The 26,421-nt window shown below is 74.2% G+C and carries 17 protein-coding genes, 2 tRNA genes and 1 pseudogene; 4 read left to right on the forward strand and 16 right to left on the reverse strand.

The genetic code is table 11. The features are described 5' to 3' along the window. Window positions 1-157 precede the first annotated feature (157 nt). The 3 genes from ABT345_RS33010 to lepA form a co-directional block, all read right to left on the reverse strand. Window positions 158-2,302 carry a SpoIIE family protein phosphatase gene (locus ABT345_RS33010; RefSeq protein WP_345084003.1) on the reverse strand — a complete coding sequence of 715 codons (2,145 nt, stop codon included), beginning with the start codon at window positions 2,300-2,302 and terminating at the stop codon, window positions 158-160. Window positions 2,303-2,514: 212 nt separating this feature from the next. Beyond that, on the reverse strand, window positions 2,515-4,404 hold the full coding sequence (locus ABT345_RS33015; RefSeq protein ID WP_345084005.1) for an AMP-dependent synthetase/ligase: 1,890 nt from the start codon (window positions 4,402-4,404) through the stop codon (window positions 2,515-2,517). A 291-nt stretch (window positions 4,405-4,695) separates the two neighbouring features. Beyond that, complete coding sequence (gene lepA, locus ABT345_RS33020) at window positions 4,696-6,564, reverse strand: translation elongation factor 4 (protein WP_345084007.1); 1,869 nt, start codon at window positions 6,562-6,564, stop codon at window positions 4,696-4,698. Window positions 6,565-6,858: 294 nt separating this feature from the next. Here lepA and rpsT point away from each other — a divergent pair, with 294 nt between their 5' ends. Then, window positions 6,859-7,125, forward strand: coding sequence for a 30S ribosomal protein S20 (rpsT, locus tag ABT345_RS33025; protein WP_030283819.1), 267 nt, complete (start codon window positions 6,859-6,861; stop codon window positions 7,123-7,125). A gap of 335 nt (window positions 7,126-7,460) precedes the next feature. Next, window positions 7,461-8,285 carry a hypothetical protein gene (locus ABT345_RS33030; protein ID WP_345084010.1) on the forward strand — a complete coding sequence of 275 codons (825 nt, stop codon included), beginning with the start codon at window positions 7,461-7,463 and terminating at the stop codon, window positions 8,283-8,285. Window positions 8,286-8,836: 551 nt separating this feature from the next. On the opposite strand, the gene holA is transcribed toward ABT345_RS33030, so the two are convergent. Then, entirely contained in the window at window positions 8,837-9,820 is a 984-nt protein-coding gene (holA, locus tag ABT345_RS33035) for a DNA polymerase III subunit delta (protein WP_345085097.1), read from the reverse strand. Between the two features lie 89 nt (window positions 9,821-9,909). On the opposite strand from holA, the gene ABT345_RS33040 reads away from it, so the two are divergent. Beyond that, a complete protein-coding gene (locus ABT345_RS33040; protein WP_030283826.1) occupies window positions 9,910-10,155 on the forward strand; it encodes a hypothetical protein in 246 nt (81 codons plus the stop codon). A gap of 202 nt (window positions 10,156-10,357) precedes the next feature. On the opposite strand, the pseudogene ABT345_RS33045 reads toward ABT345_RS33040, so the two are convergent. The 7 genes and pseudogenes from ABT345_RS33045 to ABT345_RS33075 all read right to left on the reverse strand — a co-directional run. Then, a pseudogene (locus ABT345_RS33045) lies at window positions 10,358-13,069 on the reverse strand (ComEC/Rec2 family competence protein); the annotation flags it as partial. Continuing rightward, window positions 13,066-13,758 (reverse strand): ComEA family DNA-binding protein, encoded by a 693-nt coding sequence (locus tag ABT345_RS33050; RefSeq protein WP_351324215.1) that lies wholly within the window; start codon window positions 13,756-13,758, stop codon window positions 13,066-13,068. The gene ABT345_RS33050 and the pseudogene ABT345_RS33045, both read right to left, overlap by 4 nt. A gap of 1,157 nt (window positions 13,759-14,915) precedes the next feature. Next, window positions 14,916-15,761: a DegV family protein gene (locus ABT345_RS33055; RefSeq protein WP_345084014.1), complete on the reverse strand. Its 846-nt coding sequence runs from the start codon at window positions 15,759-15,761 to the stop codon at window positions 14,916-14,918. A 123-nt stretch (window positions 15,762-15,884) separates the two neighbouring features. Continuing rightward, window positions 15,885-16,640 (reverse strand): hypothetical protein, encoded by a 756-nt coding sequence (locus tag ABT345_RS33060; RefSeq protein ID WP_345084016.1) that lies wholly within the window; start codon window positions 16,638-16,640, stop codon window positions 15,885-15,887. 152 nt (window positions 16,641-16,792) lie between these two features. Then, window positions 16,793-19,684, reverse strand: a complete 2,892-nt coding sequence (gene leuS / locus ABT345_RS33065; RefSeq protein WP_345084018.1) for a leucine--tRNA ligase — start codon at window positions 19,682-19,684, stop codon at window positions 16,793-16,795. 286 nt (window positions 19,685-19,970) lie between these two features. Continuing rightward, on the reverse strand, window positions 19,971-21,929 hold the full coding sequence (locus ABT345_RS33070) for a S53 family peptidase (RefSeq protein WP_345084021.1): 1,959 nt from the start codon (window positions 21,927-21,929) through the stop codon (window positions 19,971-19,973). Window positions 21,930-22,524: 595 nt separating this feature from the next. Beyond that, a tRNA-Ala gene (locus ABT345_RS33075) sits at window positions 22,525-22,597 on the reverse strand. 151 nt (window positions 22,598-22,748) lie between these two features. Here ABT345_RS33075 and ABT345_RS33080 point away from each other — a divergent pair. After that, window positions 22,749-24,086, forward strand: a complete 1,338-nt coding sequence (locus tag ABT345_RS33080) for a glycosyltransferase 87 family protein (RefSeq protein ID WP_345084023.1) — start codon at window positions 22,749-22,751, stop codon at window positions 24,084-24,086. Window positions 24,087-24,191: 105 nt separating this feature from the next. On the opposite strand, the gene ABT345_RS33085 is transcribed toward ABT345_RS33080, so the two are convergent. From ABT345_RS33085 to rsfS, 5 genes are all read right to left on the reverse strand, one after another. Continuing rightward, the gene (locus ABT345_RS33085) at window positions 24,192-24,425 is read right to left on the reverse strand and encodes a hypothetical protein (RefSeq protein ID WP_345084025.1); all 234 of its coding nucleotides are present in this window, start codon (window positions 24,423-24,425) and stop codon (window positions 24,192-24,194) included. 3 nt (window positions 24,426-24,428) lie between these two features. Beyond that, window positions 24,429-24,638, reverse strand: coding sequence for a hypothetical protein (locus tag ABT345_RS33090; protein WP_345084027.1), 210 nt, complete (start codon window positions 24,636-24,638; stop codon window positions 24,429-24,431). Window positions 24,639-24,872: 234 nt separating this feature from the next. After that, a tRNA-Ala gene (locus ABT345_RS33095) sits at window positions 24,873-24,945 on the reverse strand. 114 nt (window positions 24,946-25,059) lie between these two features. Beyond that, on the reverse strand, window positions 25,060-25,713 hold the full coding sequence (locus ABT345_RS33100; protein WP_345085102.1) for a histidine phosphatase family protein: 654 nt from the start codon (window positions 25,711-25,713) through the stop codon (window positions 25,060-25,062). Beyond that, window positions 25,710-26,144, reverse strand: coding sequence for a ribosome silencing factor (gene rsfS, locus ABT345_RS33105; RefSeq protein WP_345084029.1), 435 nt, complete (start codon window positions 26,142-26,144; stop codon window positions 25,710-25,712). Before rsfS ends, ABT345_RS33100 begins: the two co-directional genes overlap by 4 nt. Window positions 26,145-26,421: the final 277 nt, after the last annotated feature.

Consider the following 26,421-nt stretch of genomic DNA (forward strand, 5'->3'; position numbering starts at 1 on the left):
GGACGCGGGTCGCGGTCCGATGGGGCGGGCGCCGGGGCGGCGGGGAGCCGGGCGGGGGCCGGACGGAGCGCGGGCGCCGGGAGGGCGGGGCCGGGGCCGGAAGGGAGCGCCGCCCGCTCCGGCCGGAGGCCCGCGGTCGGCGCCCCCGGCCTCCGGCCTACCCCGTCTCCCCCTCCGTCCGGCCCTCCGGTACGGCCTGGAGGACGAGGAGGGCCAGGTCGTCGTCGGGCGGGGTCGGGGAGAAGCCGTGGACGGCGCGGCGGATGTGTTCGGCGATGTCGGTCGCGGGCAGTCCGGCGCAGGCGGCGAGGGTGCGCGCCAGGCCGTCGTCGTCATCGAACTGGTTGCGGCCCGAGCGGCGTTCGGTGACCCCGTCGGTGACGCAGAGCAGCGTCTCGCCCGGGGCGAGGTCGAACGCCTCGCTCTCGTACGTGGCGTCGCCGACGACGCCCAGCAGCATCTGCGGCGCGGCGACCACCCGAACCGCGCCGTCGGTGCCGAGGACCAGCGGCAGCGGGTGTCCGGCGCTGGCCAGGGTGCAGCGGATGCCGCCGGAGCCGTCCGGGTGCGGGACGATCTCGCCGTAGAGCAGCGACAGGAAGCGGGCCTGTTCGCCCTCGTCGCGCAGGCCGACGGAGGACTGCACCCCGGCCTCGGCGGCGACGGCGGCGGCCACCGCGGCGACGGAGTCCGCCGCCTCGCGGGCCATGGTCTCGTTGAGCCGGTCCAGCACCGCGCCGACGCCGAAGCCGTCGCGGGCCAGCAGCCGCAGCACCGGGCGGGCGAGGCCGGTGACCGCCGCCGCCTCCGGGCCGCTGCCGCAGACGTCGCCGAGGGCGAAGCACCAGCGGCCGTCGCCCGCGTCGAAGAGGTCCCAGAAGTCGCCGCCCGCCCAGGCGCCCGCGCGCGGTTCGTAGACCACCGCGGAGGCGACGCCCGGGACCTGCGCCCGGCCGTGCGGCAGCAGCCGCCGCTGGAGGACCCGGCTGATCCGCTCCTGCCTGCTGTACGCCCGGGCGGTGGCGACGGCGCGGGCGACGCGGCGGCACAGGTCCTCGGAGAGGCCGACCGCCGCGTCGGGGAAGCGCGGCAGCCCGGAGCGGCCGAGCAGCACCGTGCCCAGCCGCAGGCCGCCGCTGATCAACGGGCAGGCGAGGGCGGCGCCGAGGGGGCTGCCCGGCGCCTCGGGCCCGTCCGCCGGCTCCGCGCCGTCCGCGCCCTCCGGCCACGCCCAGGGGACCGCCGAGCCGTCGGTGGCGCGGGACTGCGAAGGCGCCCCCGGCGGCGGGGCCTTCTCCAGGGCCAGCCGGAGCGGGTCGATGAGGGCCTCGCGGGAGTGCCAGACGTGGGCGAGGCGCGGCGGTTCGTCGCCGCCCGCCGTGCCCGGCACCGGTCCGCCGGCCTCGCCGTCGTAGAGCCACACCGCGCACCAGTCGGCGAGCCGCGGCACCGCGAGCTGGGCGGCGAGGGAGGCGATGCGGTCGGCGTCGAGCGGGCCGGAGAGCAGATCGGAGGCCTCGGCGAGAAAGGTCGGCGCGCCGTGCGTGATCCACTCGGCGGCCGCGCCCGAGGGGCCGCCCACGGGTGCGGCGTACCCGTAGGAGGTGTCGCTGTAGCTGCCCGCCCCGTAGGCGGCGTCGGCGTATCCGGCGGCGGGCGGTTCGGCCGCCGGGTCCGGGTACGCGCCACCGGTGTCCGCGGGTCCGTGGCCGGGCGCCGGGCGGTACGCGTCGTCCGCTTCCCCGGGGCGGTGCGCCGCCGGGGTGTCGTCCGGGGCGGTGCGGGCGGCCGGTACGTGGCCGGGCGTGCGGTCCGTGCCGGGCTCCGGGGCGGCGGTCGCGAGGCGGAACCAGACGCATTTGGCGGCGCGGTCGTAGGTGATGCCCCAGGAGGCGGCGACCGCGCCGACCAGTTGGAGGCCGTGGCCGGCGCCGCCGGGCAGTTCGCCGTGGTGCGGCCCGCACACCGGCCGGGTGGGGTGGCGGTCGGCCACCTCGACGACCAGTCCGCCGGGCCCGTCCGCGTCGAGGCGGCAGCGGACGTCGACGTCGGTGCCGGCGTGCACCACGGCGTTGGTCACCAACTCGCTGACCAGCAGCACCGCTTCGTCCGTCAGCCGGGCGTCCAGCCGCTCCGCGCCCGGTGGCCGCCGGGCCGCCCAGTCGGTGAGCGTGGCGCGGACGAAGCGGCGGGCGTCGGCCGCCGCCCGCGCCGTGCCCGGCAGCGCGATGGAGCGGGCCGCCCGGTCCGCGCCCGCCGGGCCCGCGGCTCCGGCCTCCGCCGGTAACGCAGTCGTCGTCATCCCCGCACCTCCCGCGCGGCACGGCCGTCCGCCGCGTGCCGCACGGACAGGGTGACAGACCGGGCGCGTGGCACGACACCGCGTCATCGCGGAACGGCGCGCGGACGGCGGGGAAGCGGCCGGGAAGCGCAGGCAGCGGGCCTGCGGGCGGTTCCGTCACCGGACGGGTGAGGGGGCGCGCGAGTCCCCGCCACCCGCCCGGACGGGCGCCCTCACGCCTCTCGCGCGCCTGCGTACATCTCGTCGATGAGGTCCTTGAAGGCCCGCTCGACGACCGGCCGCTTCACCTTGAGGCTGGGGGTGACCTCGCCGTGCTCAATGTCCAGGTCGCGCGGGAGCAGCCGGAACTTGCGGACCTGCTGCCAGCGCTGGAGGCCCTCGTTGACCCGCTCGACATAGCCGTCGATCAGATCGCGGGTCCGGCCGTCCGCGACGATCTCGGCGTACGGGCGGCCGGCCATGCCGTGTTCGGCGGCCCAGGTCAGCAGCGTCGGCTCGTCGAGCGCGATGAGGGCGGTGCAGAAGTTCCGGTTGGCGCCGTGCACCAGGACGTTGGAGATGAACGGGCAGATCGCCTTGAAGCGGCCCTCGACCTCCGCCGGGGCGATGTACTTGCCGCCCGACGTCTTGATCAGGTCCTTCTTGCGGTCGGTGAGCCGCAGATAGCCGTCGGCCGACAGCTCGCCGATGTCGCCGGTGTGGAACCAGCCGTCGGATTCCAGGACCTCGGCGGTCTGCGCCTCCAGCCCGTGGTAGCCCTGCATGATGCCGGGGCCGCGCAGCAGGATCTCGCCGTCCTCGGCGATCCGCACCTCGGTGCCGGGCAGCGGCTTGCCGACGGTGCCGGTGCGGTACGCCTCGCCGGGGTTGACGAAGCTGGCGGCGCTGGACTCCGTCAGGCCGTAGCCCTCCAGGATGTGGATGCCGGCGCCGGCGAAGAAGTAGCCGATCTCCGGGGCGAGGGCGGCGGAGCCGGAGACCGCGGCGCGCAGCCGGCCGCCGAACGCCGCGCGCAGCTTGGCGAAGACCAGCGCGTCGGCGGCCTTGTGCTTGGCGGCGAGCGCGAAGGGGACGGAGGCGTTGCCGGTGCGGCGGAAGGTGTCCTGGGAGACCTTGGCGTACTCGCGGGCGACACCCGCCGCCCACTGGAAGATCTTGTACTTGGCGGCGCCGCCCTCGCGCGCCTTGGCGGCGACGCCGTTGTAGACCTTCTCGAAGATGCGCGGGACGGCGGCCATGTAGGTCGGCCGGACCACCGGCAGATTCTCGATGATCTTGTCGACCCGGCCGTCGACGGCGATGACGTGGCCGACCGAGATCTGCCCGGCGGTGAGCACCTTGCCGAAGACGTGGGCGAGCGGCAGCCAGAGGTACTGCACGTCCTGGGCGGTGACCATGCCGGTGGCCTGGATGGCGCGCGCCATGTAGGACCAGCAGTCGTGCGCCAGCCGTACGCCCTTGGGGCGGCCGGTGGTGCCGGAGGTGTAGATGAGCGTGGCGAGCTGGTCGGCGCGGAGGGCGGCGACGCGTTCGGTGACGCACTCCGGGTGCTTCTCCAGATAGGCGGCGCCGCGCTTCTCCAGATCGGCGAGGGAGAGCACCCAGCCCTCCGGGTCGTCCTCGGCGGGCCGGGCGTCGGCCCCCTCGATGACGACGACATGCGCGAGGTCGGGCAGGTCGGCGCGGCGCTCGCGGACCTTGTCGAGCTGGGCCGCGTCCTCCGCGATCAGCACCCGGCTGCCGGAGTCGGACAGGATGTACGCGGTCTCCTCGGCGTTGGTGCTGGGGTAGACCGTGGTGGTGGCGGCGCCGGAACAGAGCACGCCGAGGTCGGCGAGGATCCACTCGACGCGGGTCGCGGCGGCGAGCGCCACCCGCTCCTCGGGGCGCACCCCGAGCGCGATCAGCCCGGCGGCCGTGGCGTACACCCGCTGCGCGGCGTCGTTCCAGGTCAGCGACTTCCAGTCGGCGGGGCCCGCGCCCGCGGCGGGCGGCACGGGGTAACGGAACGCCTCCGCGTCGGGCGTCGCGGCGACCCGGTCCAGAAAGAGGCTCGCCACCGAAGGCGGGCGGTTGTCGATCAGCGTGTGGGTGTCCGTCACGGCATCCTCCGGGGCCCGCTACGTTGCTGGTGACTCGCGAGTAACCTTTGAGCAGAGATCAGAGTAGGCCGCGTTCCGCCGCCATGTAAGGGTCTGCGGCCGACTGGTTCACGAAGTGATCCGTACGCTGTACGCGCAGATGCTCCCTCACCGCATCTCCGGCATATCCCCCGGAAGCCTGCCGTCCGGGACGTCTCACCGCGCGCGGACGCCGAAGGGCGCCGGCCTCATGCGAGGCCGGCGCCCTTCGGTGTACGCCCCGCTCTCCGTGCGGGAGGCGGGCGGCGGGTGCTACTTCTTCTTGTCGCCGTCGGAGTCCGAGGAGAGCACCGCGATGAAGGCCTCCTGCGGCACCTCCACGCTGCCGACCATCTTCATCCGCTTCTTGCCTTCCTTCTGCTTCTCCAGCAGCTTCCGCTTACGGGAGATGTCACCGCCGTAGCACTTGGCGAGGACGTCCTTGCGGATGGCGCGGACCGTCTCGCGGGCGATGACGCGGCTGCCGATCGCCGCCTGGATCGGCACCTCGAAGCCCTGCCGCGGGATCAGCTCGCGCAGCTTGCCGACGAGCCGGACGCCGTACGCGTACGCCTTGTCCTTGTGGCAGATCGCGGAGAACGCGTCGACCTTGTCGCCGTGCAGCAGGATGTCGACCTTGACGAGGTCGGCGACCTGCTCGCCGGTGGGCTCGTAGTCCAGCGAGGCATAGCCGCGGGTCTTGGACTTGAGCTGGTCGAAGAAGTCGAAGACGACCTCGGCGAGCGGGAGGGTGTAGCGGATCTCGACGCGGTCCTCGGAGAGGTAGTCCATGCCGAGCAGCGTGCCGCGGCGGGTCTGGCACAGCTCCATGATCGCGCCGATGAACTCGCTGGGCGCCAGGATCGTGGCCCGCACGACCGGCTCATGGACCTTGTCGATCTTGCCGGTGGGGAACTCGCTCGGGTTGGTGACCTCGTGGTGCGCGCCGTCCTCCATGTCGACCTGGTAGACGACGTTGGGGGCGGTCGCGATCAGCGCCAGGTTGAACTCGCGCTCCAGACGCTCCCGGATGACCTCCAGGTGCAGCAGGCCCAGGAAGCCGACGCGGAAGCCGAAGCCGAGCGCCGCGGAGGTCTCCGGCTCGTAGACCAGCGCCGCGTCGTTGAGCTGGAGCTTGTCCAGCGCCTCGCGCAGCTCGGGGTAGTCCGAGCCGTCCAGCGGGTACAGGCCCGAGAACACCATCGGCTTGGGGTCCTTGTAGCCGCCCAGCGCCTCGGTCGCACCGTTGTTGAGCTGGGTGATCGTGTCGCCGACCTTGGACTGGCGGACGTCCTTCACACCGGTGATCAGATAGCCCACCTCGCCCACGGAGAGGCCGTCGGCGGCCGTCATCTCGGGCGAGTTGGTGCCGATCTCCAGCAGCTCGTGGGCGGCGCCGGTGGACATCATCCGGATGCGCTCGCGCTTGGTGAGCGTGCCGTCGACGACCTTCACGTACGTCACGACGCCGCGGTAGGCGTCGTAGACCGAGTCGAAGATCATCGCGCGGGCGGGGGCGTCCTTGACGCCGACCGGCGCCGGGACGTCGCGGACCACCCGGTCCAGCAGCTCGGGCACGCCGACGCCGGTCTTGGCGGAGACCCGCAGCACGTCCTCCGGCTCGCAGCCGACGAGGTTCGCCAGCTCCGCGGCGAACTTCTCGGGCTGCGCGGCGGGCAGGTCGATCTTGTTGAGGACGGGGATGATCGTGAGGTCGTTCTCCATCGCCAGGTAGAGGTTGGCGAGGGTCTGCGCCTCGATCCCCTGCGCGGCGTCGACGAGGAGGATGCAGCCCTCGCACGCGGCGAGCGAGCGGGAGACCTCGTAGGTGAAGTCGACGTGACCGGGGGTGTCGATCATGTTGAGGATGTGGTGGGTGCCACTCCCCTCCTCACCCTCGGACGGCGACCACGGGAGCCGCACCGCCTGGGACTTGATCGTGATGCCGCGCTCGCGCTCGATGTCCATGCGGTCGAGGTACTGCGCGCGCATCTGCCGCTGGTCGACGACACCGGTGATCTGGAGCATCCGGTCGGCGAGCGTCGACTTGCCGTGGTCGATGTGCGCGATGATGCAGAAGTTACGGAGGAGGGCCGGATCGGTACGGCTCGGCTCCGGCACGTTCGTAGAGGTCGCGGGCACGCAGGGTCCATTCAAGGCGGGTAGGCGGAACAGGGTGCGTCCGGCGGACCCGCCATGATCCGCAAGACCACCCTCGGGTGTGACGTCCTCCCCATGGTCCCATGAGCGGCGCCCCCGGCCCGTTCCGGGCGCTCCCCGGCGGCTGCGGGTGCCTCCCGACGGCGGGCCCCTACGGGCGGAAACGGCCCGGATTGGGTGGCTGCGGAGGCGGCTGGTAACCTGGTCCACTGCGCTTCGTGCCCTCTCTGTACGGGGCGCAACTCGAAACTCCAACGAACCTGAAAAGGCTCTTTCGTGGCGAACATCAAGTCCCAGATGAAGCGGATCAAGACCAACGAGAAGGCTCGTCAGCGCAACAAGGCTGTCAAGTCCACTCTGAAGACCGCGATCCGTCGCACCCGTGAGGCCGTGGAGGCCGGTGACCTGCAGAAGGCCACCACCGCCCAGGCCGAGGCGGCCAAGAAGCTCGACAAGGCCGTCAGCAAGGGTGTCATCCACAAGAACGCCGCCGCCAACAAGAAGTCGGCGCTGGCGAAGAAGGTCGCCGGCCTCAAGGGCTGAACGACCTCCGCCGGACGGTCCGCCGTCCGACCTGCACCACCCCGCCGTCGGGGACCCAGCGGCCCCTCTCTCCGCTCCTCGCACGGTGCACCACCGCGCCGCACACGGCCTGCGTTCGCCACGCGGGTGCGGCGCACCCCGGCCACCCGGCCTTCCGCCGGGCACGCCGACACATGACACATACGGAAAGCCCCGCCTCACCCTTCCCCAGGGTGGCGGGGTTTTCTGTTGGGGGCGTCCGGGCCCTGTGGGGCCTCATGGGGTTGCCGTGGAGACCGTTTCGTGGGGTCCGCCGGGCCGGGGGCGTTGTCGGTGGGGTCCGTTACTCTGCGGGCATGTCGACCTCGGGGGATTCCGGCCGTCCCTACGGCCCGCCGCAGCCGAACCCTTACGGCGGTTCGGTCCCAGCACCGTCCAATCCGTACGCCCAGCCCTCGCCGCAGGCCGGCGGCTTCGGGCCGCCCGCGCCGACGCAGCCGCCGGCTCCGGGTTCCGGGGGCCGTGGCGCGTCCGGCTGGATATGGGCGATCGGCGGCGCCGTCGCGGCCGGCGCCCTCTGGGGATCGCTGCTCTTCGCCACCGGCGGGTTCAGCGGTGAGCCCTCCCCCGACCTCGCGGGCTACGCGTACACCTCCGACCTGTGCGCGAAGACCTCCCTGAAGCCCTTCGAGGACGCCCGGTACCGGACGTCGAAGAACCCCTCCACGTCCGGCTCCAACCCGGAGCACAGCGGCGCCCAGCAGCTCGCCCTCGACTCCATGTGGTGCAACATCACCCTCCAGCAGGACGGCGGAAGCGGCTCCGACTACTCCTCGGCGAGCGTCTACACCACCGCCACCCTGCACAAGAAGAGCGACCCCGCCCCGGAGTTCGCCGACACCTACCGGGCCTACGAGAAGCAGAGTTCCCCCACGAACCGCTACAAGGTCACGCCGGTGGAGGACCTCGGCGACGAGGCGTATCTGGTGACCCGCGAGGACCAGGGCAGCGACACCGGTCGGTACGCGATCCTCGCCGTCCGGCACGGCTGGACCACGTACCAGACGACATGGTCCAGCTACGCCTCCGGCCGGAAGGCCAACGACCAGCCGACGCCGGACGACGTGGGCGACATGCTCAAGACCAGCGCCCGGGAGACGCTGTCGAAGCTGCGGGAGTGAGAGGTCGCCCACCGGTCGGCGGGGGGCAGGGGGCAGGTGCTGGGGCGTGGGTTGGGGGGTTGGGGGGTTGCCGGGTGCCGGTGCCCGGGTGCCCGGTCGCGCCTGATTATGCCTGGTTGTGCCTGGTTGTGCCTGGTCAGGGGCTCGGGGCGGGCGGGGGCCGGGCCGGGTCGGTGTGGCTGTGTGGCGGCGTGGCGGTGTGGCGGTGTGGCGGTGTGGCGAAGTGTTCATTGGGCGTCGGCCCGCGCGGTGAGGTGGCGTCCGGTGGAGGGCTCCGCCGGTGAAGGCTCGGGGGGGGCCGGACCCCTGTGGCGGCATGCCGAGGCGTCGATGCGGCCGTCGGCCCCAGTGACGGCCCGCGGCTTCGCCGGATGAGGGCTTGGACCAGGGGCGGTGTGGCGGCCTGCCGAGGCGTTGGTGCCGGCCATCGGCCCGATTGGTGAGGTGGCGGCCCAACGGAGGGCTCCGCCGGGGGAGGGCACAGGGCCGGGCCGGTGTGGGTTGCCGGAGGGGGCGATACGGGCCGGGTCGTATCGGCCGGGCGGAAGCGGTCAGCGGGAGCGGGCTGCGCGGGCGACGGCCACCACGGCCTTCTCCAGGGCGTATTCGGGGTCGTCACCGCCGCCCTTGACGCCGGCGTCGGCGGCGGCCACCGCGCGCAGCGCCGTCGCCACGCCATCCGCCGACCAGCCGCGCATCTGCTGCCGTACGCGGTCGATCTTCCACGGCGGCATGCCCAGCTCGCGGGCGAGATCGCCGGGGCGGGCGCCGCGCGGGGCGGAGGCCAGCTTGCCGATGGCGCGGACGCCCTGGGCCAGCGCACTGGTGATCATGACGGGGGCGACGCCGGTCGCGATCGACCAGCGCAGCGCCTCCAGCGCCTCGGCCGCCCGGCCCTCCACCGCGCGGTCGGCGACGGTGAAGCTCGACGCCTCGGCCCGACCGGTGTAGTAGCGCGCGACGACCGCCTCGTCGATCGTGCCCTCGACGTCGGCGGCCAGCTGCGAACAGGCCGATGCCAGCTCCCGCAGATCGCTGCCGATCGCATCGACCAGCGCCTGGCACGCCTCGGGGGTGGCGGAGCGCCCCGCCGCCCGGAACTCGCCCCGCACGAACGACAGCCGATCGGCGGGCTTCGTCATCTTCGCGCACGCCACCTCGCGCGCGCCCGCCTTCCGGGCGGCGTCCAGCAGCCCCTTGCCCTTGGCCCCGCCCGCGTGCAGCAGTACGAGCGTGATCTCCTCGGCGGGCGAGGAGAGATACCCCTTCACGTCCTTGACCGAATCCGCCGACAGATCCTGGGAGTTGCGCACCACCACGACCTTGCGCTCCGCGAAGAGCGACGGGCTGGTCAGCTCGGCGAGCGTGCCGGGCTGGAGCTGATCGGAGGTGAGGTCCCGCACATCGGTGTCCGCGTCGGCGGCGCGGGCAGCCGCCACCACCTGCTGGACCGCGCGGTCCAGCAGCAGGTCCTCCTGGCCCACCGCGAGCGTCACGGGGGCGAGCGGATCGTCGTTTGCACTCTTCCTGGCCATCGCGTTCCAGCATCCCACGCCGCACCGACAACGCCGCCCCGCGCACCCGGCCCGCCCGGCGCACCGGCCCGCTGACCGACAATGGCCGGGTGAGCGATGCACGACACGTACTGGTACTGCCCGACCGCGACGCCGCCGAGGAGGTGGCCGAGGCCCTGACCGAACGCTTCGGCGTCCCCGAGGAACCCCAGCTCGTACGGGACGCCCTGGCCGGGGAGGACGACGCCGAGGACGCACAGTGGCTGGTGGTCGTCGAGGACCCGGACGGCCGCTACGACGCACACCGGCTGGACGCCCTCGCCGCCGAGCACGAGGGCTGGCGCGAGAGGGAGTAGCGGCGCGAGAGGGAGTAGCGGTCGGGCCGTGGGGCGGTGCGCCTGGTCGGGCCGCGCCGGACCCGCCCGGGGCAGGCGCTCGGGGCGAGACCGGGGCCGTACGGGGACGTCTGCGGCGACGGGATCCGCAGCCGGTGTCGTGCGGGCGGCGGCTGCGGTGGGCAGGGGGACGGCGGCGTTCCTGTGTCCTGCCGGGGCGGCGGTCTTCCGTGGTCACCGACAGATGGTGGTGGGTGCCGAGCACGGCCGACGCGCCCCCGGTGTCGGTGCGCAGCACCATGGCGCCCCCGCGCCGTAACGCCTCGACCGTGCGGGGTGCCGGATGGCCGTACGGGTTGTCCGCGCCCACCGAGATGAGCGCGAGCCGCGGTGCCAGGCGTCGGAGCAGTGCCGGGTCCTGATGGGCGGAGCCGTGATGGGCGACCTTGAGGACGTCCACGGCGGTCAGCTCCGGGTGTGCGGTCAACAGGGCCTGCTGGGCGGCGGGTTCGAGATCGCCGAGGAGCATCAGGGTCAGGTCGCCGCTGCGGACGAGCAGCGTCACGCTGGCGTCGTTCGGCCCTGCCGTCGCGCCCGCGCCGTCCGCCGGCGGCCACAGGACCTCCCAGCTCAGCTGCCCCAGGCGACGCCGCTCCCCCGGTACCGCCGGGACCACCGGAACGCCCGCCTCCGCCGCCGTACGGCGTACGAACTCCGCCTGTCCGGGCGGTTCCCGGAGCGTGGTCGTCTCGATCAGGCCGACCGACCGGCCGCGCAGCACCCCCGGCAGTCCGTCGACATGATCGGCGTGGAAGTGGCTCAGCACCACCACCGGCACCCGGCGTACTCCCAGGTCCGTCAGGCAGCGGTCCATCGCGCGCGGCTCCGGGCCCGCGTCCACCACCAGCGCCGTGCCGTCGCCCGCCGCCAGGACCAGGCCGTCGCCCTGTCCCACATCGCAGGCCACCGCCCGCCACCCGGGTGGCGGCCAGCCCGTCATCACCCGGGTCAGCGGTACCGGTCGCCACACCACCAGGGCCAGCGCCAGCGCGCACACGGCGCACAGCCACCGGCGGCGCAGCACCCGTCGTCCGAGCGGCACCAGGACGACCGTGACGGCGGCGAGCGCGAGGCCGCCCGCCCAGCCGCCGGGCCAGCCGAACTCCGCCCCCGGCAGCGCCGCTCCCGTACGCGCCACCCAGGCGATCCAGCTGACGGGCCAGCCCGCACACCACGCCAACGCCTGGGCGAGGGCCGGTGACACGGGCGCCACGGCGAGCGCCGCGTACCCGAGGACCGTGGCCGGGGCGACGGCCAGCTCCGCCAGGAGGTTGCAGGGCACCGCCAGCAGCCCGACCCGGGCGGCGAGGACCGCGATGACCGGAGCGCAGACCGCCTGGGCGGCGGCAGCGGCGGCGATCACCTCGGCGAGCCGTGGCGGCACCCGGCGCCGGCGGAGGGCCGCGCTCCAGCGGGGTGCGAGCACCAGGAGCGCACCGGTGGCCAGGACCGACAGCAGGAATCCGTAACTGCGGGCCAGCCACGGGTCGTAGAGCACCAGCAGCAGCGCCGCCGCGCCCAGGGCGGGCAGCAGGGAGCGGCGGCGCCCCGTACCGATCGCCACCAGGGTGATCAGGCCGCAGGCCGCGGCCCGCAGCACGCTGGGGTCCGGCCGGCACACGACGACGAAGGCGAGCGCGAGACCGCCGCCGACGAGGGCGGTGGCCCGGAGCGAGAGGCCCAGGCGCGGGGCCAGGCCGCGGCGTTCGGCGCGGGAGGCGAGATGTGGCGGGCCGATCAGCAGTGCCAGCACGATGGTGAGATTGCTGCCGGATACGGCGAGCAGATGTGTGAGGTCGGTCGTCCGGAACGCGTCGTCGAGGTCGGGCGGCACCCGCGAGGTGTCCCCGGCCACCAGGCCGGGCAGCAGTCCGCGGGCGTCGGGCGGCAGTCCGTCGGAGGCGTCGCGGAGCCCGGCCCGCAGAGCGCCGGCCAGCCGCTGGAGCCCGGAGGATGCGCCGGTGATCTGCGGCGGGCCGTCGGCGGAGACCCGGAGGACGGCGGCGATCCGGTCGTCGGGCGGCATCGGCGGAGCGGCACGCACCGGCACCCGGATGCGGGTGGTCGGCAGCAACGTCCGCCAGCGTTCCAGGACCTCACCGCCCGCTGCCCCGGCCCGATTCGGGGAGTCCGGGTGCGCGTCCCGGGGGCTCGCGGCTCCCTGGCCCGGGGGCGTGGCCTGGCCCGGGGCTGTGTGCTGCTCCGGGGCCGTGGCCTGGTCCGGGGCCGCGACCTGGCCCGTGGCCGTGGCCTGGGGGTTCGCGTCGGCCTTGGAACGGTCCGGATCGCCGTCGCGGCTCGCCACGAAGACGAGGGCGGGCGTGCGGAGCGCGGTGACCGCGCCGTCCGGGGTGGTCAGGCGCACCACGTCGGCGGTGAACACCAGGGACGGCGGCAGCCGGTGCGATCCGCGGACCTTCGGGCGGACCGTGCGCGGGTCGCCGGTCACCTCCATCTCGGCGGTGAGGTGGGCATGGCGCGCGGCCCAGGTGGGCAACGGTCCGCGTCGGGTGTCCGCCGCGTGCAGCGCCGCGCTCGCCGCTCCCGCCGCCCCGCAGAGCAGCACCGCCGCCAGGGCCACCAGCGCTCCCGCGGACCGCAGGTACGGGGTGCCCCGCCCGGTGCACGGACCGTCCGCCGTCCCCGTCCGGCGCCGTCGCACCGCCGCCCACAGGGCCGGTACGGCGAGGACGACCGCGAGGGCGCAGCCCGTCGCCACCACGCCCGCCGGGGCTCCCAGGGCGAGCGCGGCCGCACCCCACGCCGCCGTCGCCGGGGCCACCAGGCGCAGGTCGGCAGGGCCTTCCTGGTGTGGCTCCGCGGATCCGTGCGGGGCGGCCGCCGCCGTCTGCGCCGCCTGGCTTCCGGCGCTCATGGCTGCACCAGGGGCCGCAGGTCGGCGAACTTGCGGTCGCCGATGCCGGTCACCTCGCGCAGCTGGTTCACCGAGCTGAACCCGCCGTGCCGGGTGCGGAATTCGACGATGTGCTGGGCCAGTACGGGCCCGACGCCGGGCAGGGTGTCGAGCTGTTCCACGGTCGCGGAGTTGAGGCTGACCGGCTGGCCGGGCACGGCGGCGCCCGGCCCGCCGAGCCCTCCCGAGGCACCGGACGAGGCGGCACCGGGCGGCCCGTTCGCCCCACTGCCCGGGCCCGCTGCGCCTCCGGCCCCGCCGACGACGATCTGCTCACCGTCGACCAGCGGCCGGGCGCGGTTCAGCCCTTGGGTGTTCGCCCCGCGCAGCACCCCACCGGCCGCGGCGAGCGCATCCATCACCCGCGCCCCCGCCGGTAACCGGCGCACCCCGGGGTGCCTGACCTTCCCCGCCACGTCGACCACCAGCTGACGGCCCGCGGTCGCCCCGGGCGCAGGAGCGGCGCCCGGCGGCTCCGGCCGCGGCGATCCACCGGGCGCCGGCACCACCCGCTCCGCCGCCGGCGCCCGCACCGGCTCCGGCCCACCCGACCAGAAGTGCTGCACCGCGAGGACCAGCGCCACCACCAGCACCAACCCCAGCGCGGCCAACGTCTTCGGCTCGGTACCGCACCGCATCTGCACCCACACCGGCAGCCGCTCCCCCACCGCAAGCCGCGCCCGCGCCCAACGGGTGAGAACGGGGGAACTGGGTGAACCGGGCGAGCCGGGGTCGCCGTGCGGAGTGGGGATGCGGCGAGGGGTGGGCCCCTGGGGGCGGCGGCCGGCGGCCGAAGCGGGAGCAGCGCTGGAATCCGGAGGCATCTCGTGGGGCGGGGCCGCCTCGTGATCAGGGGCAGAGGCGGGGGAGGCCGAAGGGCGGTCGGGACCAGGCCCAGGACCAGGACCGGGGCCAGGACCGGGGCCTGGGCCGGCCCGGTGGCGCAGCCCGCGGGCCGGTCCCAGACCCGAGGGCGCTTCGCGCATCGGCTCCGCCGCCCCCTCAAGAGCGGGCCCCGGGCTCGCCCTGCGCTGCAATCCGGGACCCGGGCCGGCGCCGGGCGGCATCCTGCGCGACGCGCCCGTCCCACCACCGGAGGCGGGCTCGGAGCCCGCCGCCCGGATCACCCCAGAGCCCGCCTCCACAGGCACCTCGCGCGACGGCTCCACCTCACCGCCGTGCACGGGCGCGGGGATCTCCGTACGGCGCAGCCCGACGGCAGGCCCGGTCTCCCCCACCCGTCCCGATCCGGAGGCGGCCCCCGGCACCGGCGCCGGAACCGCGCCGCGTCCCCGCTCCCGCACCGCCGCCCCTTCCGTCACGCCGAAGAGAGCAGCCGCCCGCGCCCGTACCGCAGCCGCTGCCATGGCCCGGCGCCGGGCCCGCCGACCGGCACGGCCCCCGCTCCGCACCGCGTACGAGCCGCTGCCCGCCCCCGGGGCCTCCCGGGCATCGACGCCCTCGTCCCGGACCGCGCCTTCTCCAGCGGGCACCGGAGTGGAAGAAGCCCTCAGCACCCCCGGCGCCGCCCCGGCCCCGAGCCCGGAAACGATCCCCGGCGGACGCCCCGGCTCCGCATCCCCGGCGAGGACACCGACCGCCGTGCCGGAACGGGCCCGGGCACCCTCACTCGCCGCGCCACGGCGTGACACCTCACCAACCGAATGTGACTCTCTGCTCATGCCGACCGACGGTAGGTTGCCGACGCCGACCGCTCCGAGCGGCGTCAAATCCGGTGGATAACCGGCGACTTGTGGAAAACCGCGCCACTCGGAGGAGTGACGCCCCGCCGAGGAGGGCGGCAGCGCTACCGCGGCGCGACCACGACCCCCAGCAGTCCCGGCCCGGTGTGTGCGCCGATCACCGCGCCGACCTCGCTGACATGGAGTTCGTGCAGGCCCGGCACGCGGTCGCGCAGGCGGGCGGCGAGGGCGTCCGCGCGCTCCGCGGCGGCGAGGTGGTGGACGGCGATGTCGGCCTCGCCCTCCCCCGCCCGCTCCGCGGCGATCTCCTCCAGCCGGGCGATGGCCTTGGACGCCGTACGGACCTTTTCGAGGAGTTCGATGCGGCCGTCGGCCAGCTGGAGCAGGGGTTTGACGGCGAGCGCGGAGCCGAGCAGGGCCTGTGCGGCGCCGATGCGGCCGCCGCGGCGCAGGTAGTCGAGGGTGTCGACGTAGAAGTAGGCGGAGGTCGCGGCGGCGCGGCGCTCGGCTGCGGCGACCGCGGCGTCGGCGTCGCCCCCCGCCTCGGCGGTCTCGGCCGCCGCCAGCGCGCAGAAGCCGAGGGCCATCGCGACCATGCCGGTGTCCACGACCCTCACCGGCACCGGCGAGTGCCGGGCGGCCAGCACCGCGGCGTCGTAGGTGCCGGAGAACTCGGAGGAGAGGTGCAGCGAGACGATGTCGGTGGCGCCGGAGGCGGCGACCTTGCGGTAGGTGTCCGCGAAGGTGGTCGGGGCGGGGCGCGAGGTGGTCACCGGACGCCGCTTCTGCAGTGCCTGGGCGACGGATCTCGCGGAGATCTCGGTGCCCTCCTCCAGGGCCCGGTCCCCCAGGACGACGGTCAGCGGGACGGCCGTGATGCGGTGGCGCTGCAGTGCCACCGGCGGCAGGTAGGCCGTGGAATCGGTGACGATGGCGACATGGCGGGACATGAAGGGGAGGTTATCGGGGGAGGACCGGCAGCCGACAGTGCGGGGCCTTCCCGCACATGGTCACACGCCCACCGGTGAGAACCGCCCGCGCCGCACCGGCCCCGCCCCGTCGGCCGCCGCCGCTCAGCCGGCCCGCTCCGGCCCCGGTGACTTCTGCCAGGAGGGCGACTTCTGCCAGGAGTACGTGGTGCGGCCGCGCGGGTCCGGGGCCGGTATCGCCTGCGGCTGCTCCGCCCCCGGCTCCGGGGCCGAGGACGGCCGGGCGCCGGAGCCGGCCGGGCGGCCCGGGGCCTCGGGGGAACCGCTCCCCGCCGCGCCGTCCGGGTCGTCCGAGGCGCGGGTCCAGTGCCGCAGCGCGCCCGATTCGACGTCGATCTGATCGCTGAGCGCCGCCAGATCGTCCTCGGCGAACTTCCGCTGCCGATCGCGCGCCGCCCAGCGCAGCGACTCCGCGGAGCGGGTGATGCGCTCCAGGCGTTCGCGCAGCTCGGGCAGTCGGGCGGCCGTGGTGGCGAGGTCCGGATCGCGCTCCAGACGCCTGAGTTCGTCGTCCAGCGCGTGGCCGTGGGTGCTGAGGCGGTCGAAGAGGCCGAGCGCCTCGCTCAGCGACGCGTCCTCGGCCGCTCCCCCGCGCAGCGCCTCCTGGGTCGCCCGCATCGACGTGCGCAGGGACAGCCGCAGCTGCGCCAGCTCACCCGGCACACCGGGCTTGGCCAGCTGCCGCGCCCGCAGGCCGGTGTCCTCGACCGTCCGCCGGGCCTGGGCCACCGTGCGGTCCACGCCGCGCTTGGCGAGCCGGACCGCCTTGACGGTCACGAAGACCCCGGCGACGACGAACAGCAGGAAGAGCAGCCCCACGACGGCGATGGCGGCTTCCATGGGCTCTCCCGGAAATGTCTCGGCGCCGGCCGGTCACCCGCGCCCGTCCCTCCACCGTAAACGGATCGGGCAGGTTGCGGGCCCTCGCGGAACCCCCAACCTGCCCGTAGGGGAAACCCCCTAGAACCACGGCCGGAACCGGCCGCGCCGCATCAGGCCGGCACGATGTTGACCAGCTTCGGCGCGCGGACGATCACCTTGCGGATCCCGGCGCCGCCCAGCGCCGCGACCACCGCGGGCTCGGCCAGCGCCGCCGCCTCCAGGTCCGCGTCGGAGATCGTCGGAGCGACCTCCAGACGGGCCTTGACCTTGCCCTTCAGCTGAACGACGCAGGTCACCGTCTCATCGACGACATACGCCGGGTCGGCCACCGGGAAGTCGGCGTGCACCACCGAGTCGGTGTGGCCCAGCTTGCGCCACAGCTCCTCGGCGATGTGCGGCGCCAGCGGCGCGATCAGCAGCACCAGGCGCTCCGCGACGCTGCGCGCCACGGGGCCCGCCGCCTTGGTCAGGTGGTTGTTCAGCTCCGTGACCTTGGCGATCGCGGTGTTGAACCGCAGGTTCGCCATGTCCTGGGTGACGCCGTCGATCGCCTTGTGCAGGGCCCGCAGCGTCGCCTCGTCCGGCTCCGCGTCGACGACGGTGACCTCGCCGGTCGACTCGTCGACAACATTGCGCCACAGCCGCTGCAGCAGGCGGTACTGGCCGACGACGGCGCGGGTGTCCCAGGGGCGGGACACGTCCAGCGGGCCCATCGCCATCTCGTACAGGCGCAGCGTGTCGGCGCCGTACTCGGCGCAGATCTCGTCCGGCGTGACGGCGTTCTTCAGGGACTTGCCCATCTTGCCCAGGACGCGGCTGACCTTCTCGCCCTGGTAGAAGTAGCCGCCGTCGCGCTCCTCGACCTCGGCCGCCGGGACGGCGATGCCGCGGCTGTCGCGGTAGACGAAGGCCTGGATCATGCCCTGGTTGTACAGCTTGTGGAACGGCTCGGAGGCCGAGACGTGCCCCAGGTCGAAGAGGACCTTCGACCAGAAGCGGGCGTACAGCAGGTGCAGGACGGCGTGCTCGGCGCCGCCCACGTACAGGTCGACGCCCCCGTGGGGCTGCCCCTCGCGCGGGCCCATCCAGTACTGCTCGATGCCCGCGTCGACCAGCGCGCTGTCGTTGTGCGGGTCCAGGTAGCGCATCTCGTACCAGCACGAACCGGCCCAGTTGGGCATGGTGTTGGTCTCGCGGCGGTAGCGCTGCACGCCGCGGCCGTCGCCCAGGTCCAGCTCGACGTTGACCCAGTCCTCGTTGCGGGACAGCGGGGTCTCGGGGGAGGTGTCGGCGTCGTCCGGGTCGAAGGTGCGCGGGGAGTAGTCCTCGACCTCCGGCAGCTCCAGGGGCAGCATCGACTCGGGCAGCGCATGCGCCACGCCGTCCTCGTCGTAGACGATCGGGAACGGCTCGCCCCAGTAGCGCTGGCGGCTGAACAGCCAGTCGCGCAGCCGGAAGTTGACGGTGCCCTCGCCGATGCCCTCGGCGGCCAGCCACTCGGTGATCTTCGCCTTGGCCTCGGTGACGCCCAGGCCGTCCAGGCTGATCGTGTCGTTGGAGGAGTTGACCAGCTTCGCCTCGTACGAGGAGAAGGCGTCGTCCCAGGTGGTGGTGTCGGTGCCGCGGTCGTCGGAGGGCTGGACGACGCAGCGCATCGGCAGCTCGAAGGCGCGCGCGAAGGCGAAGTCGCGGCTGTCGTGCGCCGGGACCGCCATGATCGCGCCGGTGCCGTAGCCCATCAGCACGTAGTCGGCGATGAAGACCGGGATCCGCTCGCCGCTGACCGGGTTGGTGGCGTGGATGCCGGTGAAGACGCCGGTCTTGTCCTTGGCCTCGGCCTGCCGCTCGACGTCCGACTTGCTCGCGGCCTGCTTGCGGTAGGCCGCGACGGCCTCGGACGGGGTGGCGTGACCGCCGGTCCAGACCTCGTGGGTGCCCTCGGGCCAGGCGTCCGGCACCAGGGAACCGTCGGCGATCAGCTCGTGCTCCGGGGCCAGCACCATGTACGTCGCGCCGAACAGGGTGTCCTGGCGGGTGGTGAAGACCGTGATCGTGCGCCCCGCGGCGGGGAAGTCGACCCGGGCGCCCTCGGAGCGGCCGATCCAGTTGCGCTGCTGCAGCTTGATCGCCTCGGGCCAGTCCAGGCCGTCCAGGTCGTTCAGCAGGCGGTCACCGTAGGCGGTGATGCGCATGTTCCACTGGCGCAGCTTGGACTTGAAGACCGGGAAGTTGCCGCGCTCGGAGCGGCCCTCGGCGGTGACCTCCTCGTTGGCCAGGACGGTGCCCAGGCCGGGGCACCAGTTGACCGGCGCGTCCGAGGCGTACGCCAGGCGGTACTCGCCCAGGACGTTCGCGCGCTCGGCGGCGGACAGCTCGCCCCAGGGGCGGCCGTCCGGGGTGGGCCGGGTGCCGGCCTCGAACTGCGCGACCAGGGTGTCGATGGGGCGCGCCTTGCCGGCCTCCGGGTCGTACCAGGAGTTGAAGATCTGCAGGAAGATCCACTGGGTCCACCGGTAGTACGCCGGGTCGATCGTCTCGATCGAGCGGCGCTGGTCGTGGCCCAGGCCCAGACGGCGCAGCTGGCGCCGCATGTTGACGATGTTGGCCTCGGTGGAGACCCGCGGGTGGGTACCGGTCTGCACGGCGTACTGCTCGGCGGGCAGGCCGAAGGCGTCGAAGCCCAGGGTGTGCAGGACGTTGTGGCCCGTCATGCGCTGGTGGCGGGCGTAGACGTCGGTGGCGATGAAGCCCAGCGGGTGGCCGACGTGCAGGCCCGCGCCCGAGGGGTACGGGAACATGTCCATGATGAACTTCTTGGGGCGGGCGACGACGGCGGCGTCGCCCGCCAGGTCACCGCTCGGGTTGGGCGCCTCGTAGGTGCCCGCCGCCTCCCAGAAGTCCTGCCAGCGTGCCTCGATGTCCGCGGCCAGCGCGGCGGTGTAGCGGTGCGGGGCCGCCTCGGGTGCGCCCTCACCGGCGGGGGAGGTGGTCGTCTCGCTCATCTCTTCAAGCTCCATCGATCGTCTCTGCCTGCGGCTGCCGCGGACACGGTTTGCTGCGGAAACAAAAAGGCCCCTCGCACAGGAGGGGACGCCGCGCCGATGCCGACCGGACGGCCACCGCGGGTGGCCCGGTCGGTACTGATCAGCGCGGCCCGCTAAGCAGAAGGCGTACGGCACGCATGGCGCCAGGGTACCGCAGGGGGCTCGGGGCCCGCGTCGAGGATTCCCACCCGGCGCGGGCCCCGGCCGGCGCGCCCCCGATTTCAGGGACGCGCCGGCCTGGGGATCAGCGGCGGTACGAGGCGATGTAGCCGTCCGCCGGGGAGCCGACGCCGGTGACGTCGTCGTAGCCGGGGCGGGCGCTCAGCGAGCTGTCCTGGCCCAGGCTGCGCAGCGAGGTCGTGGTGCCCTCGGAGGCGTCGACCCCGTTGACGTAGTCGGTCCGGACGACCGCCAGGCCGCGGCCGGCGCCGAGCGGGTGGTCGGTGACGTCGTGGTAGGCCGGGGTGCCGTACCGCTGGTAGATGGCGGGGTTGGCGAAGCCGATCGGGATGCCGTGCCGGGCCTGCTGGGCGAGCGCCTGGACACCGGCGATCACGGGTGCGGCGAGCGAGGTGCCGCCGATGCGGTACTCGTCGTAGCCCTGCTTGCCACCGGGCAGGGTCTGGGTCTGGCCCACCAGGAAGCCGGTGTTGGGGTCGGCGACCGCGGCGATGTCCGGGACGGTGCGCATGGCCTTGCCGCCGCCCGCCCGCGCGAGGCCGTCGGGGACGACGCCGCGCTGGTAGAAGGGCTGCGCAACGGACTTGCTGGTGCCGCCGCCGGCGCCGCCGCTGAACGCGCCGGGGAAGCCGTCCCAGCTCGCGCCGTCCTTGGAGAGCAGTGCCTTACGGGTTCCCCAGCCGGTCTCCCACTGGTACGTGTCGCCCTTGCCGACGGCGAGCGCGGTGCCGCCGACGGCGGTGACCCATGCGGAGTTCGCCGGGGTGTCGACCTGCTTGGTGCCGGTGTTGTCGACCTCGTCGCCGTTGTCACCGGAGGAGAAGTAGAAGCCGATGCCCTCGACCGCGCCCTGCTGGAAGAGCTGGTCGTAGGCGGCGGCGACGTCCGGGGTCTCGTTGGCCTCGATGTCGCCCCAGGAGTTGGAGACGATGTCGGCGAGCCGGCCGTCGACGACCTTGCCGAGGGTGTCGAGGAGGTCGTCGTCCATGCAGGAGGCGGCGCCGGCGTAGACGATGTCGGCGGCGGGCGCGACGGCGTGTGCCGCCTCGACGTCGAGGGTCTCCTCGCCGTACCAGCCGGCGGCGCCGCACTCCTCGATGTGGTGGTAGTCCGCGGGCAGCACCTGCGAGAGCTGGCCCGGACGGTAGGCGGCGTCGCCGTTGCGGGCCGCGTAGTGGGCGGCGTCGGCGGCGATGGTCGGCGAGGCGTAGGCGTCGGTGATCGCGATGGTGACGCCCTTGCCGGTCCACTTCCCCGCCCCGTAGGCGGCGCGCAGCTGCTTGCCGGTGTAGCCCTTGACCGCGTACGGCGCCCTGGTCCCGTAGGCGCTCGGCAGGTCCTTGGCGGTCCGGGAGCCGTGGTACGTGGAGAACGGGCCGGCGTTGCGGAAGACGGCGGGCGGCGGGGGCAGCTCGGTGGAGTGGTGCCGGGCCATCTTGGGCGCGTTGTCCAGGCCGGTGACGGTCAGCACGGCGCCGCCCAGCGCGGCGGGGGCGGAGGCGGTGGCCGAGGGGGCGTGGTAAGTGTGGCCGTCCTTGCGGTAGTTGTGCAGGTCGGTGGCGAAGGCGCGCTCCGCGGCCGAGGCCGGGCCGTGGACGGTGAGGTAGCGGCCGCCCGCCCCGGTGACCTTGAGCCCGGCGCCGCGGAGCCAGTCGCGCACGGCGTTCACCTGCTGCCGGGTGGCGCCGTAGCGCGCCTTCACCTGGCCGGGGGTCAGGTACTTCCCGTAGTGGCCGGAGTGCGGGTCGGAGACCGCCTCGGCGTACGCGGCGAGCCCGTCGGCGTCCCGGCCCGCGAGGTAGACCCGGGCGGTGATGCCGGTGTCCGCGGCGGTGTCACCGCGGTCGGACTGCTGGGTGGCCCAGGCCGGCTTGGTGCCGCGGAGCTCATGCCGTCCGCCGTCGTGGCCTGCGGCGTCGGCGGCGGGCGCGCCGAGCGCGAGCGCCCCGGCGATCAGCGGCAGGGCGGCCGCCCACACCGTTGCGGTACGCGCCCGCCCGGCTCTGCTGCGGCTCGATCTCATGGAACCCCCTGTGGTGACGATGCGGTAGGTGCGGACGGTGGCACCGCGCCCGGTTCCGCGGCTCGCCGTGCGCGCCGCCGTACACCGGCGTCCGGTGCCTCGCGTGCGGCGTGGGACGAGGGAGGTGACATGCACGCGATGCGTCACTCTTTCGGTGAAATGTTCACGTCAGGGGCATGAGCACGCCAAGAAGACCCCAAGGAACAGCAAGGAGCGGCAAGGGACGGGCGGAAGGAAGAAGGGCGCGAAGGGGCGACGGAAGGAGCCGCGACGGCACCGGAACGGCCCCGACGGGAGGACGGTGGGCGAAAGGTGAAGGGGTGTCAGAGTACGGCGGGGTGAACCGGTCACCCGGGAGGTCGCCTCGCGCGGCGCGGAACACCGCCTCACCGGCGCCCCGCTCCACCGCACCCACGCCGTCGGGCCCGCCACACTCCCGCGCGGCCGCCCACGCGATGCCGTACGTCACACCCGCCCCGGAACGCCCGTCCCGTGACGCGCACCACACACGGCGGTCGCACCGGAAAGGCACACGGGGAAATGGCCGTACAACAAGAGCGGGCCGCCCTTTTCGGACGGCCCGCTCTGATTCCTGTGGAGCTAAGGAGAATTGAACTCCTGACCTCCTGCATGCCATGCAGGCGCTCTACCAACTGAGCTATAGCCCCAGGTCTTCTCCGCTGCGGTCTCCCGCGGCGACATCGACTACATTACACGGCTCCCCCGGGCTTCTGCCAAATCGCTCCTGCTCGGGCCCCTGGAACGCCCCGGGGTACTGTCGGCGGACCGTGCCCGATTCGTCCTGGGGAGCCGTACGCCGTGACCGCGCCGGAGCTGGAACAGTCCACCGAGTCCGGCGGCCGCGCCCCGCTGACGGGGGCGCCGGGACGCCGTGCGGTCCGCTGGGCCGCGCTCGGCTGCCTCGTCTCGTTCGCCGCCTTCTGGACCGCCCAGCGGCTGGCGCACGTGACGATGATCGACCTCATGGTCTACCGCGCGGAGGGCTGGACCGCACGCACCGGCGCGGACCTCTACGACATGGTCGCCACCTCCGCGCACCTGCCCAACACCTACCCGCCGTTCGCCGCGCTGCTGTTCACCCCGCTGACGCTGGTCGGCGTGGGCGCCATGCGCACCCTGGCCACGGCCGGCAACCTCCTGCTGCTGGTGGCCGTCGTCCATCTCTCGCTGCGGCTGGCCGGACGGCCGCACCGGCTGCCGCGCCCCGCCGCGACGCTCGCGCTCTCCGCGCTGCTGGTGTGGTGCGAGCCGGTGTGGACGACGCTGCGCTACGGGCAGATCAATCTGCTGCTCGCGGTGCTCGTGCTGTGGGACCTGACCCGCCGGGACGGCAACCGCTGGGCCGGGATCGGCATCGGCATCGCGGCCGGGATCAAGCTCACGCCCGCGCTGTTCGCCGTCTTCCTGGCGCTCGCCGGGGCGGTACGCGCCGTTCAGCTGCTGCGCGGCGGCGCCCCGCTGCGTACCGCGCTGCGGGTGCCCTGGCTGCGGCAGGCGGCGGTGGCCACCGTGACCTTCCTCGCCACCGCGGGCCTGTCCGCGCTCGTGCTGCCGCGCGATGCGCACCGCTTCTGGACGGAGATCGTCTTCGCCGCGGACCGCGTCGGCGACACCGAGATCACCGCGAACCAGTCGCTGCGCGGCGCCCTCGCCCGGCTGCTGCACACCCAGGACCCGGGCGCCGTCTGGCCGGTGGCCGCCGCCCTGACGGCCGTTACGGGGCTGGCCCTCGCGGCCGGTGCGCTGCTGCGCGGCGACCGCGCCTGGGCCGCCGTCAGCTGCGCCGTGACGGCCCTGCTGATCAGCCCGATCTCCTGGTCACACCACTGGGTGTGGTGCGTACCGGCACTGATCCTCGTCGGCTCCGAGGCGCTCGCCCGCACCGGCGGCGCGGCGCGGCGGTGGTGGGCGGCGACGGGCGCGTTGGCCTTCCTGTTCGCCAGCTTCGCGCTGTGGTGGGTGCCGCACGCCTGGCACCGCCACGAGGAACTGCACCAGGGCCCGCTCCAGCTGCTGCTCTCCGACGTCTATCCGCTCGCCGGGACCGTCCTGCTGGCGCTGTGCGCGCTGCGGCTGCGGCGGACGGGGAGCGGCGCGCAGCCCGGACCCGTACGGTCCGCCGCCGGCCTCGGGTGACGCGGCGTCGGAGCGAGGCCGGACGCCGGCTCACACGGCGTCAGGCCGGGCCGCGCGTAAGGCCGTCGGGGCCCCGGCGGGACATGCCCGGGGCCACGGCCGCGTTCAGGCCGTGGCGAAGGAGTAGAAACGCTTCAGCGTGCAGTGTTCGTCGAGCAGGCGGCCGTAGATCGGCTCGCCGTCCAGCTCGCGGTAGGTCTCGATCGGGTCGCCCTTGATGACCAGCGCGCGGGCGCACTCCTCGCACCAGTACTGGAACGCGGAGTTGAGCGGTTCCATGTCGCGGACGATCGGGGTGCCGCTGCTGCACCAGTCGCATTTCCTGCTGTGGGCTCCCATCGGTCAGCTCCAACTGTGGCCGCAGGACGTACAGACGAAAGAGACGCCGCCGTTGTCGCCGAGCATCTGCGCCACCCGGGCGGAGCCGCAGGCGGGGCACTGCAACGACGGGACGACGCCGTGCGGGGAGGCGGGGGACGGCAGCCGGCCCGGGCACGAGGGCCCGGCGGCGTCGGGCAGGTCGGCGACCTTCCCGGGGATGCTCCTGGGCATCGCGTCCTCTCCTCCCCTGCCGGCGGTCCGATTCTGCCACGGACCGCCCGGCGGGACGGCCTGGTCACGGCGCGGGCCCGGACGCGACGGCCCGCGCACCGAATCTGCCCGCGCCACCGGCGCCGAACCGTCCGGAGCGGGGCCCGCCGCGACGGCGCCGCGGACACAGCAATGATCCCGCCTCGCGCGATCCAGTGCGGGACTGGAATCCGTGAGACGGGATCATCCGGGTTGTGGAGCTAAGGAGAATTGAACTCCTGACCTCCTGCATGCCATGCAGGCGCTCTACCAACTGAGCTATAGCCCCGGGTCTTGTTCCGCCCCTCCGGGTTTCCCCCGGCGGCGCCGCGAACAAGAAGAACTTTAGCCTGCGACCTGCCCAGATGTGAAATCCGGGTCCGCGGGATGCTCCGCGGGCGGCTCAGGTGTCGTCGCCGAGCACCGGCTCCGGGAGGGTGCCGGCGTTGTGCTCCAGCAGCCGCCAGCCGCGCGCGCCCTCGCCCAGCACCGACCAGCAGCAGTTCGACAGCCCGCCGAGCCCCTCCCAGTGGTGCGCCTCCAGACCGAGCAGCCGGCCGATGGTGGTGCGGATGGTGCCGCCGTGGCTGACGACGACGAGGGTGCCGTCGTCGGGCAGCTTCCCGGCGTGCTCCAGGACCACCGGGGCGGCCCGGTCGGCGACCTCGGTCTCCAGCTCCCCGCCGCCGCGCCGCACCGGCTCACCGCGCTTCCAGGCGGCGTACTGCTCGCCGTAGCGCTCGATGATCTCCTCGTGCGTCAGCCCCTGCCAGGCGCCGGCGTACGTCTCCCGCAGCGCGGCGTCGTGCGCCACCCCGAGGCCGGTCAGGGCGGCCAGCTCACCGGCGGTCGCCGCGGCCCGGCGCAGGTCGGAGGCGACGATGGCGTCCGGGCCGAGGGCCGCGAGCAGCCGGGCGGCGCGCCGGGCCTGCTCCCGGCCGGTCGCCGTCAGCTCGATGTCCGTGGAGCCCTGGAAGCGGCGCTCCAGATTCCAGGCGGTCTGGCCGTGGCGCCACAGGACGATGCGGCGGCCGCGGCCCGCGGGAGTGCCGTTCAGTTGCTCGCTCCCTCTGCCTCGCCCGCCGTGGCCTCGGCGTGCGCGGCGGCCTTGCCGCGGGTCGCCTTGGCGTCCTCGGGAAGCTCGATCTCGGGGCAGTCCTTCCACAGGCGCTCCAGCGCGTAGAAGACGCGCTCCTCGCTGTGCTGGACGTGGACGACGATGTCGACGTAGTCGAGGAGGACCCAGCGGGCCTCGCGGTCGCCCTCGCGGCGGACCGGCTTGGCGCCGAGCTCCTTGTTGAGGCGCTCCTCGATCTCGTCGACGATCGACTTGACCTGGCGGTCGTTGGGCGCCGACGCGAGCAGGAAGGCGTCGGTGATCGAGAGGACGTCGCTGACGTCGTACGCGATGATGTCGTGCGCGAGCTTGTCGGCGGCCGCCTGGGCGGCGGCGTTGATGAGCTCGATGGAACGGTCCGTGGCGGTCACAAGCGGCTTTCGGGTCGGGGACGGGCCGCCGGGCCCCGGGCACACGGCCCGCGGCACCACCGCCCGGGCGGACGGTTCGAGCGGCTTCGGATTCTTCTCAAGGGTCTCACGGACCACCGACACACCGGCCGGGGATTTTCGTCACCCTAGGACGCCCCGAGCGGAAGCGGGCCGGGGGCCCCCCCCTGTGGGGCAGGGGGGGGCCCCCCCCCCCGCGGGGGGGGCGGCCCCCGCGAGCGAGCCCCCGGCGCCCCGGAAGGGGGCGGGGGGCGGCCCC

Origin of the sequence: Streptomyces sp. NPDC000404 (genome assembly GCF_040300365.1) — a bacterium.
Lineage (GTDB): Bacteria > Actinomycetota > Actinomycetes > Streptomycetales > Streptomycetaceae > Streptomyces > Streptomyces ramulosus.

Excerpts from the sequence above, each read along its gene's own strand:
- ABT345_RS33055 (WP_345084014.1), bottom strand. The coding sequence starts at position 15,761 with ATGTCCCGCCATGTCGCCATCGTCACCGATTCCACGGCCTACCTGCCG.
- ABT345_RS33085 (WP_345084025.1), bottom strand. The coding sequence starts at position 24,425 with ATGGGAGCCCACAGCAGGAAATGCGACTGGTGCAGCAGCGGCACCCCG.
- ABT345_RS33030 (WP_345084010.1), top strand. The coding sequence starts at position 7,461 with ATGTCGACCTCGGGGGATTCCGGCCGTCCCTACGGCCCGCCGCAGCCG.
- ABT345_RS33060 (WP_345084016.1), bottom strand. The coding sequence starts at position 16,640 with ATGGAAGCCGCCATCGCCGTCGTGGGGCTGCTCTTCCTGCTGTTCGTC.
- ABT345_RS33010 (WP_345084003.1), bottom strand. The coding sequence starts at position 2,302 with ATGACGACGACTGCGTTACCGGCGGAGGCCGGAGCCGCGGGCCCGGCG.
- leuS (WP_345084018.1), bottom strand. The coding sequence starts at position 19,684 with ATGAGCGAGACGACCACCTCCCCCGCCGGTGAGGGCGCACCCGAGGCG.
- ABT345_RS33090 (WP_345084027.1), bottom strand. The coding sequence starts at position 24,638 with ATGCCCAGGAGCATCCCCGGGAAGGTCGCCGACCTGCCCGACGCCGCC.
- holA (WP_345085097.1), bottom strand. The coding sequence starts at position 9,820 with ATGGCCAGGAAGAGTGCAAACGACGATCCGCTCGCCCCCGTGACGCTC.
- ABT345_RS33070 (WP_345084021.1), bottom strand. The coding sequence starts at position 21,929 with ATGAGATCGAGCCGCAGCAGAGCCGGGCGGGCGCGTACCGCAACGGTG.